Below are 14,460 nucleotides of genomic sequence, written 5' to 3'. Positions count from 1 at the left end.
TTCTGGGGACCTTCCGGTGTCGAGGTGCCGGTCTGAGCCGGAATCCTCGTGAGCGTAGCGTGACTGAAGTGTCGCGGTGCGCGAAGGACGGAGCACAAGCCGTACGCAGATACGTTCCGCTGGACGCCCCGCCGGGTCATGCCGGTCGCTCTACGTGATCACCCGAACACCCCAACTGGGGGAATTCACAAGGGCGTCCGTGTTCCCCCGTACGGCCGAACACGCTCGGTCAGCATCACCTTCGACCGGTGCGAACGGAGATCATCGCCTGGCGTGTCAACTTCCAGCCGTCGCCGTGTCGTTCGACGTAGCCAAGTGAACGGAGCTCGTACAGCCTCGCGACGGCGTCGTCCTCGCTGGTCTGCGCACCGCGCGCGATCTCGTCCGCTCTCGCGGCCCGGCGGCCGGGCAGCGCGGCCAGGACTCTGCGGGCCGCAGGCTCCAGCAGATCCCGTGGCAGGACGGGCCCGCGTCGCTCCGGGGCCAGCTCCCCCATGTCGCCGACGAGTTCGACGACCTCGGCGGCGTCGGTGACGAGCACGGCGTCTCCGCGCAGCAGCTCGTGGATGCCCGCGGACAGGCCGCTGGTGGCCGGGCCGGGAACTCCCATCGTGTGACGGCCGAGCCGCTGTGCCGCCCGGGCGGTGACCAGGGAGCCGCTGCGATGGGCGGCCTCCACGACGACCGTGCCTCGCGTCAACGCAGCGATCACTCTGTTCCGCACGATGAATCTGCTGGGCGTCGGATGATCGCCAGGTGGCAGTTCTCCGATCACCAGGCCCTGTTCCGCGATCCTGTTGATCAGTTGGGTGTGCCCGCGGGGGTAGGGCCGGTCGACTCCGCAGGCGAGCACGGCGACGGTGGCGCCGCCGGCCCCTAGCGCACCCCTGTGGGCGGCTCCGTCGACCCCGTAGGCGCCGCCGGACACGACCACCCAGCCCCGCTCGGCGAGACCGCCGGCGATGGTGGCCGCCATGTGGGCGCCGTACTCGGTGCAGGCGCGCGCTCCGACCACGGCGACGGACTTCAGGGCCCACATCCGCAGACTGGCCGGCCCTCGCACCCATAACCCGACGGGCCGGGCGTCCCCCAGATCGTCGAGCTGTCCGGGCCACTCCATGTCGCCCGGACACACGAACCGCACCCCCGCCTCCCGCGCGACGGCAAGGTCCACCCGGGGCTCGGCCCGCGCCCCCCGAGCCCGCAGCCCCTCCCACCGCTTGGAACTCACCCCGGGCAAGGGCTCCGCCCCCGCCCGCAGCCGCCCCACCACTTCCCCCGACCCGAACTCCCGCACCCACCGCCCGACGACCTCGTCCCCGGGCTCGACGACACGGCTGAGGAAGACCCGGTCGAGGAGTTCACCGTCCGCTGTCCCATCGCCTTCCGATTCTCTGTCCCCGCCCGGGGCAGCGCGATCGTCCTGCTGCCCCGGCCCGAGGCCCGCCGCTCCGCCGCCGTCACCGCGACGCTCCCCGCAGCCGGTCATGTTCCGATCCCTTCGAGCACCGCTCCGCGGCGGACGCCCGTGCGCAGTTCAAGAGCCCAGTTCACGTCGTTCACCGAGGGCCGGTTGCGACCTGCCAGGTCGGCCAGGGTCCAGGCCACGCGGAGGACCCGGTCCAGGCCGCGCGCCGTGAGAAGGCCCCGGTCGAGGTCCTCCTCGGCTTTTCGCAGGGCTCCCGGCTGAACGTGCCAGCGGGTGCGCAGCTCATGTCCGGGCACCTCACTGTTGGTGCGCCAAGGCGTTCCCTCGTAACGCGCGGCCGCCCGTTCCCGAGCGGCTTTGACCCGTTCGGCGACCGTCGCCGTCGTCTCCGCACTTGTGTGTAGCTGGAGCAGTTCGGCTCGGGCGACCGGTTCGACCGTCACCCGGAGGTCCACGCGATCCATCAACGGGCCGGACAGCCGGGCCCGGTATCGCTTGATGGAGGAGGGCCTGCACTCGCAGATGTCCTCACCCCGGCCGTGGCGGCCGCAGGGACATGGATTGGCCGCCAGGACCATGAGGAACCTCGCGGGCATCCGCAGCATCCCGGCCGCCCGGGCGATCACGACATGGCCGGATTCCAACGGCTGACGCAACGCGTCCAGGACGCTGCTGTGGAACTCTGCCGCCTCGTCGAGGAACAACACCCCGTTGTGAGACAGGGACACCGCACCCGGCCGGGGAAGGCCGTTGCCTCCGCCGACGAGGGAGGCCATGGTCGCCGAGTGGTGCGGAGCGCAGTACGGCGGCATGTCGACCAGTGGGTGGCCGGGCGGAAGGATGCCCGCTACCGAATGGACCGCTGTCACCTCCAGCGACTCCTGTCGGCTCAGTTCCGGCAGCAGGCCCGGAAGGCGCTCGGCCAGCATCGTCTTGCCGGCTCCGGGCGGGCCCTTGAAGAAGACGTGATGCCGTCCCGCCGCGGCTACTTCCAGGGCCGCTCGGGCCACGTGCTGGCCGGCCACGTCCGCGAGATCCGGTGTGTGACCTCCCGTGACCGAGCCGAGCCCGGTGCCCGGGAGCGCCAGGCCCGCCAGGAACGGGTCCGGGCGGATCTCGCCCGAGACGGGTTCCTCGTCCGGAACGGGCTCATCGGTGAGGACCGCGATGAGCTGGCGCAGACTCCGCACGCCCAGAACCGAGACGCCCGGTACAAGTGACGCCTCCGGCACCGCGGACTCGGGGACGACCACCTGCTCGTACCCCGCATCGGCCGCCGCGAGCACCGCCGGCAGGACGCCCCGCACCGGTCGCACACGTCCGTCGAGGCCCAGCTCGCCGATCATCACGATGTCGGCGAGCACCCTCGGGTCGATCCGCTCGGCCGCCCCGAGGACCGCCGCGGCGACGGCGAGGTCGAAGCCGCTGCCGCTCTTCGGCACGGACGCCGGGCTCAGGCCCACGGTCAGCTTTTTCTGCGGCCACGCGACACCCGAGTTCACGACCGCCGCGCGCACGCGGTCCTTGCTCTCCGTCAGGCTCTTGTCCGGCAGGCCCACCAGCGCGAACGCCGCAATCCCGGGCTCCAGATCCGCCTGGACCTCGACCACGACACCCTCGACACCGACCAGCGCAACCGAGCACGTACGAGCGAACCCCATTCAGGCCACCCCCCGCGCGTGCTCCACGACGGGGGCACCCCGCTCCGGCAGGAGGACGCCGACCAGGTCGATGCGGACGCCTCCCGGTGGTGCGCCTCCGTGGGTGTGGCACCAGCTCTCCGCGAGGCCCCGCAGACGCTGGGCCTTCTCCGGGGTCACCGCGGCCATCGGATGCTCGAAGGCACCCTTCCTGCGTGTCTTCACCTCACACACGACCAGGACGTCCCCGTCCCGAGCCACGATGTCGATCTCACCGGTCCTGCCGCAGCGCCAATTGCGCTCCAGAACCGTCATCCCGGCCTCGGCCAGCCGCCTCGCGGCCAAGCCCTCGCCGTACCTGCCGAGTGCACTGCGTGCGTTCATGTCGGCACCACCTCCGGCGCCAACAATGCGAGCAGCTCAGCGAGCTATTGGATCTTGGTGGACAAGTCCGTGACTGTGGATAACTTCCTCACCCCCGCGAGTGAACGTCACCCGCCCGGAAGCTCCAGATCACTCTTGTTCAGCTCCTCAATGTTCACGTCCTTGAACGTGAGCACTCGAACCTGCTTCACGAACCGCGCCGGCCGGTACATGTCCCACACCCAGGCGTCCGCCATGGACACCTCGAAGAACACCTCACCCTGAACCGAGTGCACCTGCATCTCGTAGTCGTTGGTCAGGTAGAAGCGCCGCTCGGTCTCGATCACATACTTGAACAGACCGACGACATCGCGGTACTCCCGATAGAGCTTGAGCTCCATCTCGGTCTCGTACTTCTCGAGGTCCTCGGCGCTCATGGCATGTTCCCCTTCAGCCGTGCGATCCCACCATTGTGCGCCAGTCCCGTCAGCACCTAGACAATTTCGGTGTCGAGGGTCACGGGCCCGGCGGGGGGACCTTCGTCGAGCAGAGTGCGCAGCAGCTCGGCGAGTCTGGTCGGATACACCGTCTCATGCGCTCGGGCAAGTTCCTGACACGTCCACCAGCGCGCACCGGCGACGCTGCGCCGCTCCAGCTCGGTGAGTGCCACGGCCCGGGTCGCCGTCTGTGTCGTACGTGCCAGGTAGTACCACTCGTCCTGGTCCCAGCGGCGTCCCGCGAACGGGAACGAGCACGTCCGCCGCCACAGCACGGGGCCGAGTTCGACCTCCGTGATGCCCGTTTCCTCTGCGAGTTCCCGCAGTGCGGCCTCTTCTCGCGTCTCCTCGCCCTCGAGTCCCCCGCCGGGCGTGAACCACCAGTCGTCGGCCGGATCCTCCGGCTCATGGCCGTACAGCAGGAGGATGCGGTCGTCGGGGTCCAGCAGCACGACCCGGGCTACCTTGCGCAACCCGTCGTCGTGCCCTTGCACCGCCTCAGCGGGCACTGGCGGGCTCCGGCCGCACGCGGGAGCGGCCCGCGAAGCGCTTCTCGATCGGGCCGTAGGCCCCGCCTGCCAGGACCAGCACACCGCCCACGAGGATCAGCGCGACGACCGTGCGCAGCGGCCCCTGGGGCGACAGCGCGCCGAGCTGCTCGAAGCCCGTGGGGCGCTCCAGCATGCCGCTCATGGGCCATACGACGGCATCCACCCGGGCCGAGACGGCGCTGCGGGCCACGGTGCCGCTGGCGGCGTCCGTGAGGTGGGCCGTGGAGTCCAGCGAGCCGCTGCGCTCGTCGCCGAGGAGGAAGAGCCTGCCCTCGGGCACGGTCACGCTCGGGAAGTTCTGCAGCTCGCCGAGGCCGTCGTCGGCCAGGTACGGCTCGTCGATCTTCTTGCCGTTGACGGTCAGCTTGCCGCCCGTGCTGGACACCGTGTCGCCGCCGGTCGCGACCACGCGCTTGACGACGGGTGCGTTGGTCACCCAGGTCTTGTCGGTGAAGACGACGACGTCGCCCCGGCGGATCTGGTCGCCGTCGATGCGCTCGGCCAGGACCCGCGCACCGGCGCCGATCGTCGGCGCCATCGAACTGGTGGGCACGGTGTACGGCCGGTAGACCACCGCTCCCCAGGCGAACCCGCCCAGGAACAGCACCAGGCCCAGCGCCACGGCCAGCCCGGACAAGCGCTGTCCGGTCCGGCTGCCCGCCTGGCCCCTGCTCGCGCCACCGTCACGCGGCGCCGTACGTGTAGTGCTCTCGCCACCCATGAGTCGGCACCCTACCCGGCGGTACCGAAAGGGGGCAGCCCTCCTGAGCCCCGGAGGCACCGGCTCGGCAAAGCTTTCGCCAGTCTTCGGAGCCGGCCGGAGCCCGGTCCCGGGCGGTGCGGCGGTGAGCCGTACGGGCGTCTCAAGAAGACGGCCCCGGAAAGCGCCATCAGGCGCCCCGGGGCCGCAAGGGCTCACGGCAGCGGCCCCAAAGGGCCCGCCACCGGCAATCACACGGTCAGCGCGTCTCCGCCGCCTCGGCCCGACGCCTGCGCCACAGCACGAACGGCACCGCGCCCACCAGGGCGACGCCCTGCGGCGCCACCGTCAGCGCGGCGGAGCCGGCGCCCAGGTTCTGCGAGAAGGTGTCCGGCACCGGCAGGGTGTCCCAGCGGTTGATCGGCCAGGCGATGACGACGGCACGGCCGACGACCTTGTCGACGGGGACCATGCCGTGGTTCACGTCGGACTGGTTGTAGCGCGAGTCCCGGGAGTTCTGCCGGTGGTCACCCATGACCCAGATGAAGCCCTTGGGGACCTTCACCTTGAACTGGCCGCCCTGGTCGTCCTGGCTGCACGGGGTGTTGCCGGGGTACACGTACGGCTCGTTCAGCGCCTTGCCGTTGACCGTGAGCGGGCCGGTGCCCTCGCACTGGATCGTGTCGCCGCCGACACCGACGACTCGCTTGATCAGGTCCTTCTCCTCGGCGGACGGCATCAGGCCGATCCAGCTGAGGAAGGTCTGCAGGGCGTTGGGATCCGGGGTGGGCTCACCCGCCAGCCAGTTGTCGGGGTCGTGGAAGACCACGACCTCGCCGCGTTCGGGTTCCGAGCCGAACCACGGGGTGAGCTTGTCCACCAGGACGCGGTCACCCTGCTGGAGGGTGTTCTGCATCGAGTCCGAGGGGATCGAGAACGCCTGCACCAGGAATGTCTTGATCAGCAGCGCGAGGACGAGCGCGATGCCGATGAGGATCGGCAGTTCCTTCCAGAACGAGCGCTGCTTCTTGGCGGGGGCGGCCCCGCCCGACCCCTGGCCGTCGGTCGGGGGCTGTCCGCCCGACCGTCCGCCGTCACTGTCCGATCCGGGTTCATTCCCGGAGGTCACGGCGCCGTCCGCGGCCGGGTCGGCAGCGTCCACGGGGCGTCCGCGGTGCTCCTCGCCGTCGTGCCCGGACCGTGCGCCAACCGCCACATCCCCCACGCCAACTCCTTACTCTGTGCCGCTGCCTGCCCCATAGACGACGCAGGCCCACCACTCCCATAACGAGCGGGAGTTCCGCAGGGGTCGGGAGCTGGATCGTTCCGTTCGAATCGTCGGAAGCAACCCTATGCGACAGCTGGGGAGACGCGGTCGACCCTGCCGCCGAGTCGGAGACCGAAGCGTAGGTATTCGGCTCCTCCAGGGTGGTCCAGTGACCGAGCGGCCAGGCGATCCACATCGCCCGTCCGACGACCTCCTCCTCGGAGACCGTGCCGCCGTAGTCCTGGTCCTGGTGTGCGCGGGAGTCCGCGGAGTTGGCCCGGTGGTCGCCCATCACCCACAGGCGTCCCTGCGGCACGGTGATGTCGAACTTCGCCTCGGAGGGGGAATTGCCGGGATACAGATAGTCCTCGTTCAGGGGAACCCCGTTGACGGTGACCCGTCCTTGCGTGTCGCAGCACTTGACGCGGTCTCCGCCTACGCCGACGACTCGCTTGATCAGGTCCTTCTCGTCGTCGGACGGCAGCAGACCGATGAAGGTCAGCGCCTCCTTGACCTGCTTGACGACGACGGGGTCCTCCTTCTTCACCGTCGTCTGCTCGTCCTGGAGCCAGCCGCCGGGGTCCTTGAAGACGACGACGTCACCGCGCTGCGGCTTGGAGCCGAACCAGGGGGTGAGCTTGTCGACGAGGACACGGTCGCCGATCTGGATCGTCGCCTCCATGGAGCCGGAGGGGATCACGAACGCTTGGACGAGGAAGGTCTTCAGGACCAGCGCTATGAGGACCGCGACACCGACGAGGAGGGGTATCTCCTTGATCGCCGAGCGCCTGCGCCGTCGTTTGACCTTGCGCTGGAGCTGGCGCCGCTCCGCGCGGGTACGGCCGCCGGCGGGGCTGGAGGCGCGCCGGACGCCGGTGGGCAGGAGATTGTCGGCTGCGCTGCTGGGCACGCCGCGGGGCTTGCCACGGTTACCCATGCGCGCCCTCCGCAGCAGGCACGCGCGCGTAGGCGTCGGGGCGGTGCAGTCGGGTCCAGTGCGCGCTCGGCCAGACGATCCAGTCGGCGCGGCCGATGACGTCGTCGACCGGGATCATGCCGCCGCCGGGCGAGCCGAGGTGGTCGCGGGAGTCGCTGGAGGCGCTGCGGTGGTCGCCGAGGACGAACAGGCCGGCGTCGGGCACGACGACGTCGAAGCGCACCGTGGACGGGCTGTCGCCGGGATACAGGAACGTCGACTCGTCGACCGACCGGCCGTTCACCTGGATCCTCCCCTCCTTGTCACAGCAGACCACGTGGTCTCCCCCCACACCCACAACGCGTTTGATGTAGTCGGCATCCCCGAAATACCCGGTTCCGTCGAACACCACAACATCACCGCGCCGCGGATCGGCACCGAAACGGTACGCCAACTTATTTACGAGAACGCGGTCCCCGATCCTCAATCCGGACTCCATGGATCCGCTGGGGATCTCGAACGGTCGTGCCACGAACGTGTTGAGCAGCAGCAGGAACACGAGCAGGACCAGCAGGGTCAGGCTGATCCGCCCGCCCGGCAGCCCCTCGGTGATCCGCGCCACCAACGCGAAACGCGACCGTCCCTCCTGGCCCTCCGGGTCCGGGGCATCCCCGGTGTCGGAAGGGCGGGAGGAGCGGTCGCGCTCCGTCGGCTGTGCTTCGGTGTCCATCGGGGCCAGATGCTATCCGGCCCCGCTGCGGACCCCGTGGGGGCGAGCCCCCTGAAGCGCTCAGTTCTCGCGCTTCTCCTTGATCTTCGCCGCCTTGCCGCGCAGCTCGCGCAGGTAGTACAGCTTGGCGCGGCGGACGTCGCCCTTGGTGACGAGCTCGATCTTCTCGACGATCGGGGTGTGCACCGGGAAGGTGCGCTCGACGCCGACGGAGAAGGAGACCTTGCGGACCGTGAAGGTCTCGCGCACGCCGGCACCCTGGCGACGGATCACAACGCCCTTGAACTGCTGCACACGGGAGCGGTTGCCCTCGATGACGCGGACGTGGACGTTGACGGTGTCGCCGGGGCGGAAGGCCGGGACGTCGCTGCGCAGCGACGCGGCGTCGACGGAGTCGAGCAGGTGAGACATTTCGTCTGCTTTCTTCGCTGATGCCACAGGTCATCAACGGGAACTAGATGTTCGGTGAGAGTGTCGTGCCCGTCGGGGCGGGCGTCGTGTCCCCCTGCGGCAGGGGCGCACGCCGGACGGCGCACAACAGCGGCCTATTCTTCCACGGCCTCGGTCCTGCGCCAAAATCGGCCGAAGCGCTCCCCTTCCGGGTCGGGCATCCAGCCCAGGATGGAGAGCATCTCGCGGTCCTTCTTGTCGAAGGCCCGGGGGTCGCAGCGCTCGATGAGGTCGGGCCGGTTGGCGGTCGTACGCCTGAGCGCCTCGTCGCGGCGCCAGCGGGCGATCTTGCCGTGGTGGCCGCTGAGCAGCACGTCGGGGATGTCGCGGCCGCGCCACTCGGGGGGCTTGGTGTACACGGGCCCTTCCAGGAGGCTCGCCATCGCGCCGGGCGCGAAGGAGTCGTCCCGGTGGGACTCGGCGTTGCCCAGCACGCCGGGCAGCAGTCGGGCCACGGCCTCCGTGACGACCAGGACGGCCGCCTCGCCGCCGGCGAGGACGTAGTCGCCGATGGACACCTCGTGGACGGGCATGCGGGTGGCGTACTCGTCGATGACTCGGCGGTCGATGCCCTCGTAGCGGGCCGGCGTGAAGATCAGCCAGGGGCGCTCGGACAGCTCGACGGCGAGTTCCTGGGTGAAGGGGCGACCGCTGGGGGTGGGGACGATCAGCGTGGGGGCGCCGGCCCCGCTCTCGTAGCCCTCGGCCAGGACGGAGTCCAGCGCGTCGCCCCAGGGGTCGGTCTTCATGACCATGCCGGGGCCGCCGCCGTAGGGCGTGTCGTCGACCGTGTTGTGGCGGTCGTACGTCCACTCGCGCAGGTCGTGCACCTGGACGTTCAGCTGTCCACGCGCGCGTGCCTTGCCGACCAGGGAGACGTTCAGCGGCTCCAGGTACTCGGGGAAGATCGTGACGACGTCGAGTCTCATTCGCTGTCGTCCCTGGTGGAGACGATCTCCGCGCGGTCGTCGATCAGACCCGGCGGCGGGGTGATGACCGCCCGCTGCTCCTCGAGGTCGATCTCCGCGACGATCTCCGAGACGAAGGGGATCATCACCTCGCTCCCGTCGGGCCGCTCGACGATGAAGAGGTCCTGGGAGGGCAGGTGCGAGATCTCGGTGATGCGGCCGACCTCGACGCCGTCGGCGGTCACCACGTCCAGGTCCATGAGCTGGTGGTCGTAGTACTCGTCCTCCTCCTCGGGCAGCTCCGCCGGGTCGACCTCGGCGATCAGGAGGGTGTTGCGCAGCGCTTCGGCGCCGGTGCGGTCGCGCACGCCCTCGAAGCGCAGGAGGAGGCGACCGCTGTGGACACGGCCGGCCTCGATGGTGAGGGGTCCCGTGGAGGCGGGATCGGTGGCGAGCACGGCCCCGGGCGCGAGCCGCAGTTCCGGCTCGTCGGTGCGTACCTCGACGGTGACCTCGCCCTTGATGCCGTGGGCGCGGCCGATCCGTCCGACTACCAGCTGCACGTGTCCAATCTCCTGTCATACGACTGCGGGCCGGGGACGGCCCAGTGGCCCTCCCCGGCCCGAGCCGGTGCTGTCTTCGGCGTCAGCGGACGTGGTCCACGTCGACGAGGTCGACGCGGACACCGCGGCCGCCGATGGCGCCCACGACGGTGCGCAGAGCACGCGCGGTGCGGCCGTTACGGCCGATCACCTTGCCGAGGTCGTCGGGGTGGACCCGGACCTCCAGCACGCGCCCGCGGCGCAGGTTGCGGGAAGCGACCTGCACATCGTCAGGGTTGTCGACGATGCCCTTCACGAGGTGCTCGAGAGCCTCCTCGAGCATGCTCAGGCCTCGGCCGACTCGGACTCGGCGGCAGCCTCGTCCTTCTTCTCCGCCTTCTTCTTCTGGGTGATCGCCTCACCCTTGCCCTCGTCGTCGCCACCGAGGGCCTCGAACGACGGGCGCGCCTTCTTCGGCTCGGCGACGAGCAGCGGAGCCGGGGCGGGCTCGCCCTTGAACTTCTGCCAGTCGCCGGTCTTCTTCAGAATGGCGAGGACGGGCTCGGTCGGCTGCGCGCCGACACCCAGCCAGTACGCCACACGGTCGGCGTCCACCTCGATGACCGACGGGTTGTAGGTCGGGTGGTACTTGCCGATCTCCTCGATCGCACGGCCGTCACGGCGCGTGCGGGAGTCGGCGACGACGATGCGGTAGTGAGGCGAACGGATCTTGCCCAGACGCTTCAGCTTGATCTTGACTGCCACGGGAGTGGGTTCTCCTGGTTTTGACGTGGTTGGGCACGGCGAGAGATGCCGCGTGGGGTTGCGGTACCCGAGTGCCCGACGGACGCGTCAGCCGGAGGAGAGAGGGGTCCTGTGCGGCTGTCGAGTACAGCTAGCCATTGTGCCACACCCCACGGGTCGCTCTCGGCCGAGGGGTACGGCCCGGATGCCAGGGCATGACTGAGGGGCACCCGGCGCGCAGGGTGCCCTCCGGGTTCCACGACCCGGCGCGACGGGGTGCCGCATACGAATGCGCTACGGCACCCTCGCCGTCGATGCCACGTGCCGAACCGGCAGCCACGAGATGCCGGTGTCCGACGGGGCGTCGTTACGCCGCTCCCACGACCTCCGGGATGCGGAACGGCTTTCCGCAGCCGCCGCACACGATCGGGGCCTGGGCCAGGACCGAGGGGACGACGCGGACGTTGCGGCCGCAGTCGCAGACCGCCTTGACGCGTACGCCGCCACCGGAGGACCCGTGGCGGGCGGCCGGACCCCGGAAGGTCCGGCTGGTGTCGGCGGAGGTCGCCGCGGTGTGTGCCTTCAGTGCGCGCTGGAGGCGTTCGATGGTCGGGCGGTAGCGCCGCTTGGCCTCGGGGTTGAGCGTGACCAGGGAGAAGCCGCTGCTCGGATGCGGCTCCTCCGGGTGGTCCAGGCCCAGCTCCTCGGCGATCGAGAGGAATCTGCGGTTGTGGTAACGGCCGGCCCGGGAGGTGTCGCGGACGCCGCGCGAGGCGGCGATCCCATGGACTGCCTCGTGAAGCAGTCGCTCGAAGGAGAGCTCGTGACCGCACGCGGACGACGACTCCCCGATCAGGGACTCTGGCGCGGCGAGATCCGGCAGCTCGGGGTGGTACCGCTGAATGTCGGCCCACGCCTGCGCCAGCTCCGCGGCGAGAACAGGTGGTGTCTGTGTCGTGCTCACGTAATGACAACGAGCCGGAGTGCCGCTGTGTTCCGATTCCGGGGCATCCCAAATAATTTGCACGTACCCGTCAGTTGCGAATGATGCGCCACGACGAGGGCGGGTGCGCCGATCTGCGGAGAAGCCTCACAGCTCGTACCAAGCTGGTGCGTAGTCTGACGTACGCCCCGGCGCGTAGCCCGTGTCCACCCGCCGGACCCCGTGTGGTTCGCGAATGCGCAAGAGACGTTTCGGTCGCTCTCGTTCCCCACGGGCGTCATCTCAGTAAGCGCGCGCGACGACCGCGACGTTACCGGGTGCGTCGTCGGCGTCCGGCACCGACCCGTCCTCGGCGACCAGACAGCGTACGGTCACGCCGTGCTCGGCCAGCGCGGCCTCGCCTTCTTCGCCGAGCGTGGCCCACGGCAGACGTGCCCAGCCGCCGGCGGTCGCCGCCTCGACGGCCTCCTCGATCGTCGACACGTCCGACGTACGGGACTCGCGTCGCTCGCGGGACCGGCGCAGCAGCAGCGCCTGGTCCTCCTCCAGGATCGCGGGGAGCAGCCCGGCCAGGGCGTCGAGGGCGACCGGCTCCTTGCCTCCCGGGATCCGCCGCGCGAGCACCGCCGTGCCGCTCTCCAGGTCACGGGGCCCGATCTCGATCCGTACCGGCACGCCCTTGAGTTCCCAGTCGACCGCGCGGCGTCCGAACGGCGTGTCCGTGCGGTCGTCGACGTGGACACGGACGCCCGCCGCGCGCAGCCGGTCGCCGATCTCGCGGACCTTGGCCAGAACCGGCTCTTCACCCTTGATCGCGAGGACGACCGCCTGGACGGGCGCCAGCCGGGGCGGCACCCGCAGTCCCGCGTCGTCGCCGTGGGCCATGATCAGCCCGCCGACCATGCGGGTGGAGGAGCCCCAGGAGGTCTGCCAGACGTACTCCTCGCGGCCCTCCTTCGACAGGTAGCGGGTGTGGAAGGCCTTGGCGAAGTTCTGGCCGAGCTCATGGCTGGTGCCCATCTGGAGGGCCTTTCCGTCGCCCATCATGGCTTCGAGGGTGAGGGTGTTGACGGCTCCGGCGAAGCGCTCGCTCGCGGTCTTGCGGCCGAGCACCACGTCGATGCCCAGGACGTCGACCATGAAGTCGGCGTACACCTCGCGGTGGATGTACGCGGCGTAGTCCCGGGCGTCCTCGTAGGTGGCGTGGGCGGTGTGGCCCTCCTGCCAGAGGAACTCCGTCGTGCGCAGGAACACGCGCGGGCGCATCTCCCAACGCACCACGTTCGCCCACTGGTTGATCAGCAGCGGCAGGTCGCGGTAGCTCTGCACCCACTTGGCGAAGTAGTCGTTGATGATCGTCTCGGAGGTGGGCCGGACGACGACGGGCTCCTCCAGCTCCTTGCCGCCGCCGTGCGTGACGACGGCGAGCTCGGGCGCGAAGCCCTCGACGTGCTCGGCCTCGCGCGTCAGGTACGACTGCGGGATGAACAGCGGGAAGTAGGCGTTGGAGGCACCGGCCCGTTTGATGCGGGCGTCCATCTCCGCCTGCATCCGCTCCCAGAGCCCGTAGCCGTACGGCCGGATCACCATCGTGCCGCGCACCGGACCGTTGTCCGCGAGCTCGGCCTTGCTCACGACGTCCTGGTACCAGCGCGGGAAGTCATGTGCCCGTGGCGTGAGTACAGGTGCCTTTGCCATGGCCAGATGGTACGGGCCCATGTTGCCGGAATGTGAATTTCGGCCACTGACGCCCGGATCCCGCAAGCAGGGCCCCGAGACCCCTGGACGCGGCGCATGGCGCGGAGTTTCCTGGCATACGGGGGAGCGTGAGCGCATCGTCACAGGGCGCTACGGCATCGGGCACAGTGACAACTCTCGGCGGAATGGGGCGCTTTACATGACACCTACGCTCGTGCGGCAGCACCTCTCCCATACGGGCGCGACACCCCGTGTGGATCCGAGTGCACGCGCGCGTGACTGGTCCGAGATCCAGGAGCGGATGCTGGTGCCGCTCTACGAGGCCGTCTACGAGCGACTGGAAGTGGGCCCGGGCACCCGGCTGCTGGGCCTCGGCTGCGGCAGCGGGCTCGCCCTGTTGATGGCGGCGTCCAGAGGCGCGGCCGTCGCCGGTGTCGAGTCCGACTGCCCGGAACGGCTGACGCTGGCCCGGCAGCGGCTGCTGCCGGAGACGGAGACGTGGGGCACGCGCGCGCGTGGCAACGTCCGGCTCGTCGACGGTTCGCCCCGGGACGCGGCCGGCGCGGAGACTCCCGCGTACACCCTGGTGACGGCGTTCGAGCCGATCGGGTGCCTCGCGGGTGACTCGGAGGGCCTCGGTGAGGCGCTCGCGGCCGTCACCCCGCTCGCCGAGCGGGGGGCGCCGGTGGTGCTCGCGGGCTGGGGTCCGCCGGAGCGCTGCGCCACGTCGTCGGTGCTGCGCGTCGCGACGAAGCTGGCCGATCCCCTGCGCAGCACGGGGAGTTGGCGTCCGGCCCTGCGCGACGACCTGGAGGAGGTCGCCCAGCGTGCGGGCCTGCGGCCCGACGGTTCGGGGCGGGTCGCCTGCCCCTTCGGGTACGCGGACGTCGACAGTGCCGTACGGGGGCTGCTGTCGACGGGGCTGTTCGACGCGGCGATCCGTGCGACCGACCAGGTGCAGGTCGACAAGGAGCTGGCGGAGGCGCTGCATCCGCACCAGCGGCGGGACGGCACGGTGTGGATGCCGAACGTGTTCCGGTACCTCGTCGCGCGCGTGCCGTGACCTGGGCCAGGCACCCCGC

17 protein-coding genes are annotated in these 14,460 nt (G+C 70.2%); 1 reads left to right on the top strand and 16 read right to left on the bottom strand.

Features of this window, described 5'->3' with window-relative positions:
* Positions 1–235: 235 nt before the first annotated feature.
* From dprA to proS, 16 genes are all read right to left on the bottom strand, one after another.
* Positions 236–1,489 carry a DNA-processing protein DprA gene (gene dprA, locus PGH47_RS30530; protein ID WP_271666036.1) on the bottom strand — a complete coding sequence of 418 codons (1,254 nt, stop codon included), beginning with the start codon at positions 1,487–1,489 and terminating at the stop codon, positions 236–238.
* Entirely contained in the window at positions 1,486–3,090 is a 1,605-nt protein-coding gene (locus PGH47_RS30525; RefSeq protein WP_271666035.1) for a YifB family Mg chelatase-like AAA ATPase, read from the bottom strand. Before PGH47_RS30525 ends, dprA begins: the two co-directional genes overlap by 4 nt.
* Positions 3,091–3,453, bottom strand: a complete 363-nt coding sequence (locus PGH47_RS30520) for a YraN family protein (protein WP_271666034.1) — start codon at positions 3,451–3,453, stop codon at positions 3,091–3,093.
* A gap of 107 nt (positions 3,454–3,560) precedes the next feature.
* Positions 3,561–3,869 carry a DUF2469 domain-containing protein gene (locus PGH47_RS30515; protein WP_003965949.1) on the bottom strand — a complete coding sequence of 103 codons (309 nt, stop codon included), beginning with the start codon at positions 3,867–3,869 and terminating at the stop codon, positions 3,561–3,563.
* Positions 3,870–3,925: 56 nt separating this feature from the next.
* Positions 3,926–4,438 (bottom strand): NUDIX hydrolase, encoded by a 513-nt coding sequence (locus PGH47_RS30510; protein WP_435887785.1) that lies wholly within the window; start codon positions 4,436–4,438, stop codon positions 3,926–3,928.
* Positions 4,428–5,201, bottom strand: coding sequence for a signal peptidase I (lepB, locus tag PGH47_RS30505; protein ID WP_271666032.1), 774 nt, complete (start codon positions 5,199–5,201; stop codon positions 4,428–4,430). Before lepB (PGH47_RS30505) ends, PGH47_RS30510 begins: the two co-directional genes overlap by 11 nt.
* Before the next feature lie 238 nt (positions 5,202–5,439).
* Positions 5,440–6,405: a signal peptidase I gene (gene lepB / locus PGH47_RS30500; RefSeq protein ID WP_107902382.1), complete on the bottom strand. Its 966-nt coding sequence runs from the start codon at positions 6,403–6,405 to the stop codon at positions 5,440–5,442.
* Positions 6,293–7,384, bottom strand: a complete 1,092-nt coding sequence (gene lepB, locus PGH47_RS30495; protein WP_271666031.1) for a signal peptidase I — start codon at positions 7,382–7,384, stop codon at positions 6,293–6,295. Before lepB (PGH47_RS30495) ends, lepB (PGH47_RS30500) begins: the two co-directional genes overlap by 113 nt.
* Entirely contained in the window at positions 7,377–8,093 is a 717-nt protein-coding gene (gene lepB / locus PGH47_RS30490; protein ID WP_271666030.1) for a signal peptidase I, read from the bottom strand. Before lepB (PGH47_RS30490) ends, lepB (PGH47_RS30495) begins: the two co-directional genes overlap by 8 nt.
* 60 nt (positions 8,094–8,153) lie before the next feature.
* The gene (gene rplS / locus PGH47_RS30485; RefSeq protein ID WP_018531094.1) at positions 8,154–8,504 is read right to left on the bottom strand and encodes a 50S ribosomal protein L19; all 351 of its coding nucleotides are present in this window, start codon (positions 8,502–8,504) and stop codon (positions 8,154–8,156) included.
* A gap of 134 nt (positions 8,505–8,638) precedes the next feature.
* Complete coding sequence (gene trmD, locus PGH47_RS30480; RefSeq protein WP_126902392.1) at positions 8,639–9,472, bottom strand: tRNA (guanosine(37)-N1)-methyltransferase TrmD; 834 nt, start codon at positions 9,470–9,472, stop codon at positions 8,639–8,641.
* Complete coding sequence (gene rimM, locus PGH47_RS30475) at positions 9,469–10,014, bottom strand: ribosome maturation factor RimM (RefSeq protein ID WP_030953385.1); 546 nt, start codon at positions 10,012–10,014, stop codon at positions 9,469–9,471. Before rimM ends, trmD begins: the two co-directional genes overlap by 4 nt.
* A gap of 82 nt (positions 10,015–10,096) precedes the next feature.
* Positions 10,097–10,336 (bottom strand): RNA-binding protein, encoded by a 240-nt coding sequence (locus PGH47_RS30470; protein WP_003973401.1) that lies wholly within the window; start codon positions 10,334–10,336, stop codon positions 10,097–10,099.
* Between the two features lie 2 nt (positions 10,337–10,338).
* Positions 10,339–10,758: a 30S ribosomal protein S16 gene (rpsP, locus tag PGH47_RS30465; protein ID WP_030048919.1), complete on the bottom strand. Its 420-nt coding sequence runs from the start codon at positions 10,756–10,758 to the stop codon at positions 10,339–10,341.
* 346 nt (positions 10,759–11,104) lie between these two features.
* Positions 11,105–11,701 carry a hypothetical protein gene (locus PGH47_RS30460; protein WP_030953381.1) on the bottom strand — a complete coding sequence of 199 codons (597 nt, stop codon included), beginning with the start codon at positions 11,699–11,701 and terminating at the stop codon, positions 11,105–11,107.
* Positions 11,702–11,962: 261 nt separating this feature from the next.
* On the bottom strand, positions 11,963–13,378 hold the full coding sequence (gene proS / locus PGH47_RS30455) for a proline--tRNA ligase (RefSeq protein ID WP_271666029.1): 1,416 nt from the start codon (positions 13,376–13,378) through the stop codon (positions 11,963–11,965).
* A 199-nt stretch (positions 13,379–13,577) separates the two neighbouring features.
* Between proS and PGH47_RS30450 the strand changes: the two genes are divergently transcribed.
* Positions 13,578–14,441: an SAM-dependent methyltransferase gene (locus tag PGH47_RS30450; RefSeq protein ID WP_271666028.1), complete on the top strand. Its 864-nt coding sequence runs from the start codon at positions 13,578–13,580 to the stop codon at positions 14,439–14,441.
* Positions 14,442–14,460: the final 19 nt, after the last annotated feature.

Source organism: Streptomyces sp. HUAS 31, from assembly GCF_028198125.1.
Lineage (GTDB): Bacteria > Actinomycetota > Actinomycetes > Streptomycetales > Streptomycetaceae > Streptomyces > Streptomyces chartreusis.
This window is presented reverse-complemented; position numbering and strand designations above follow the sequence as displayed.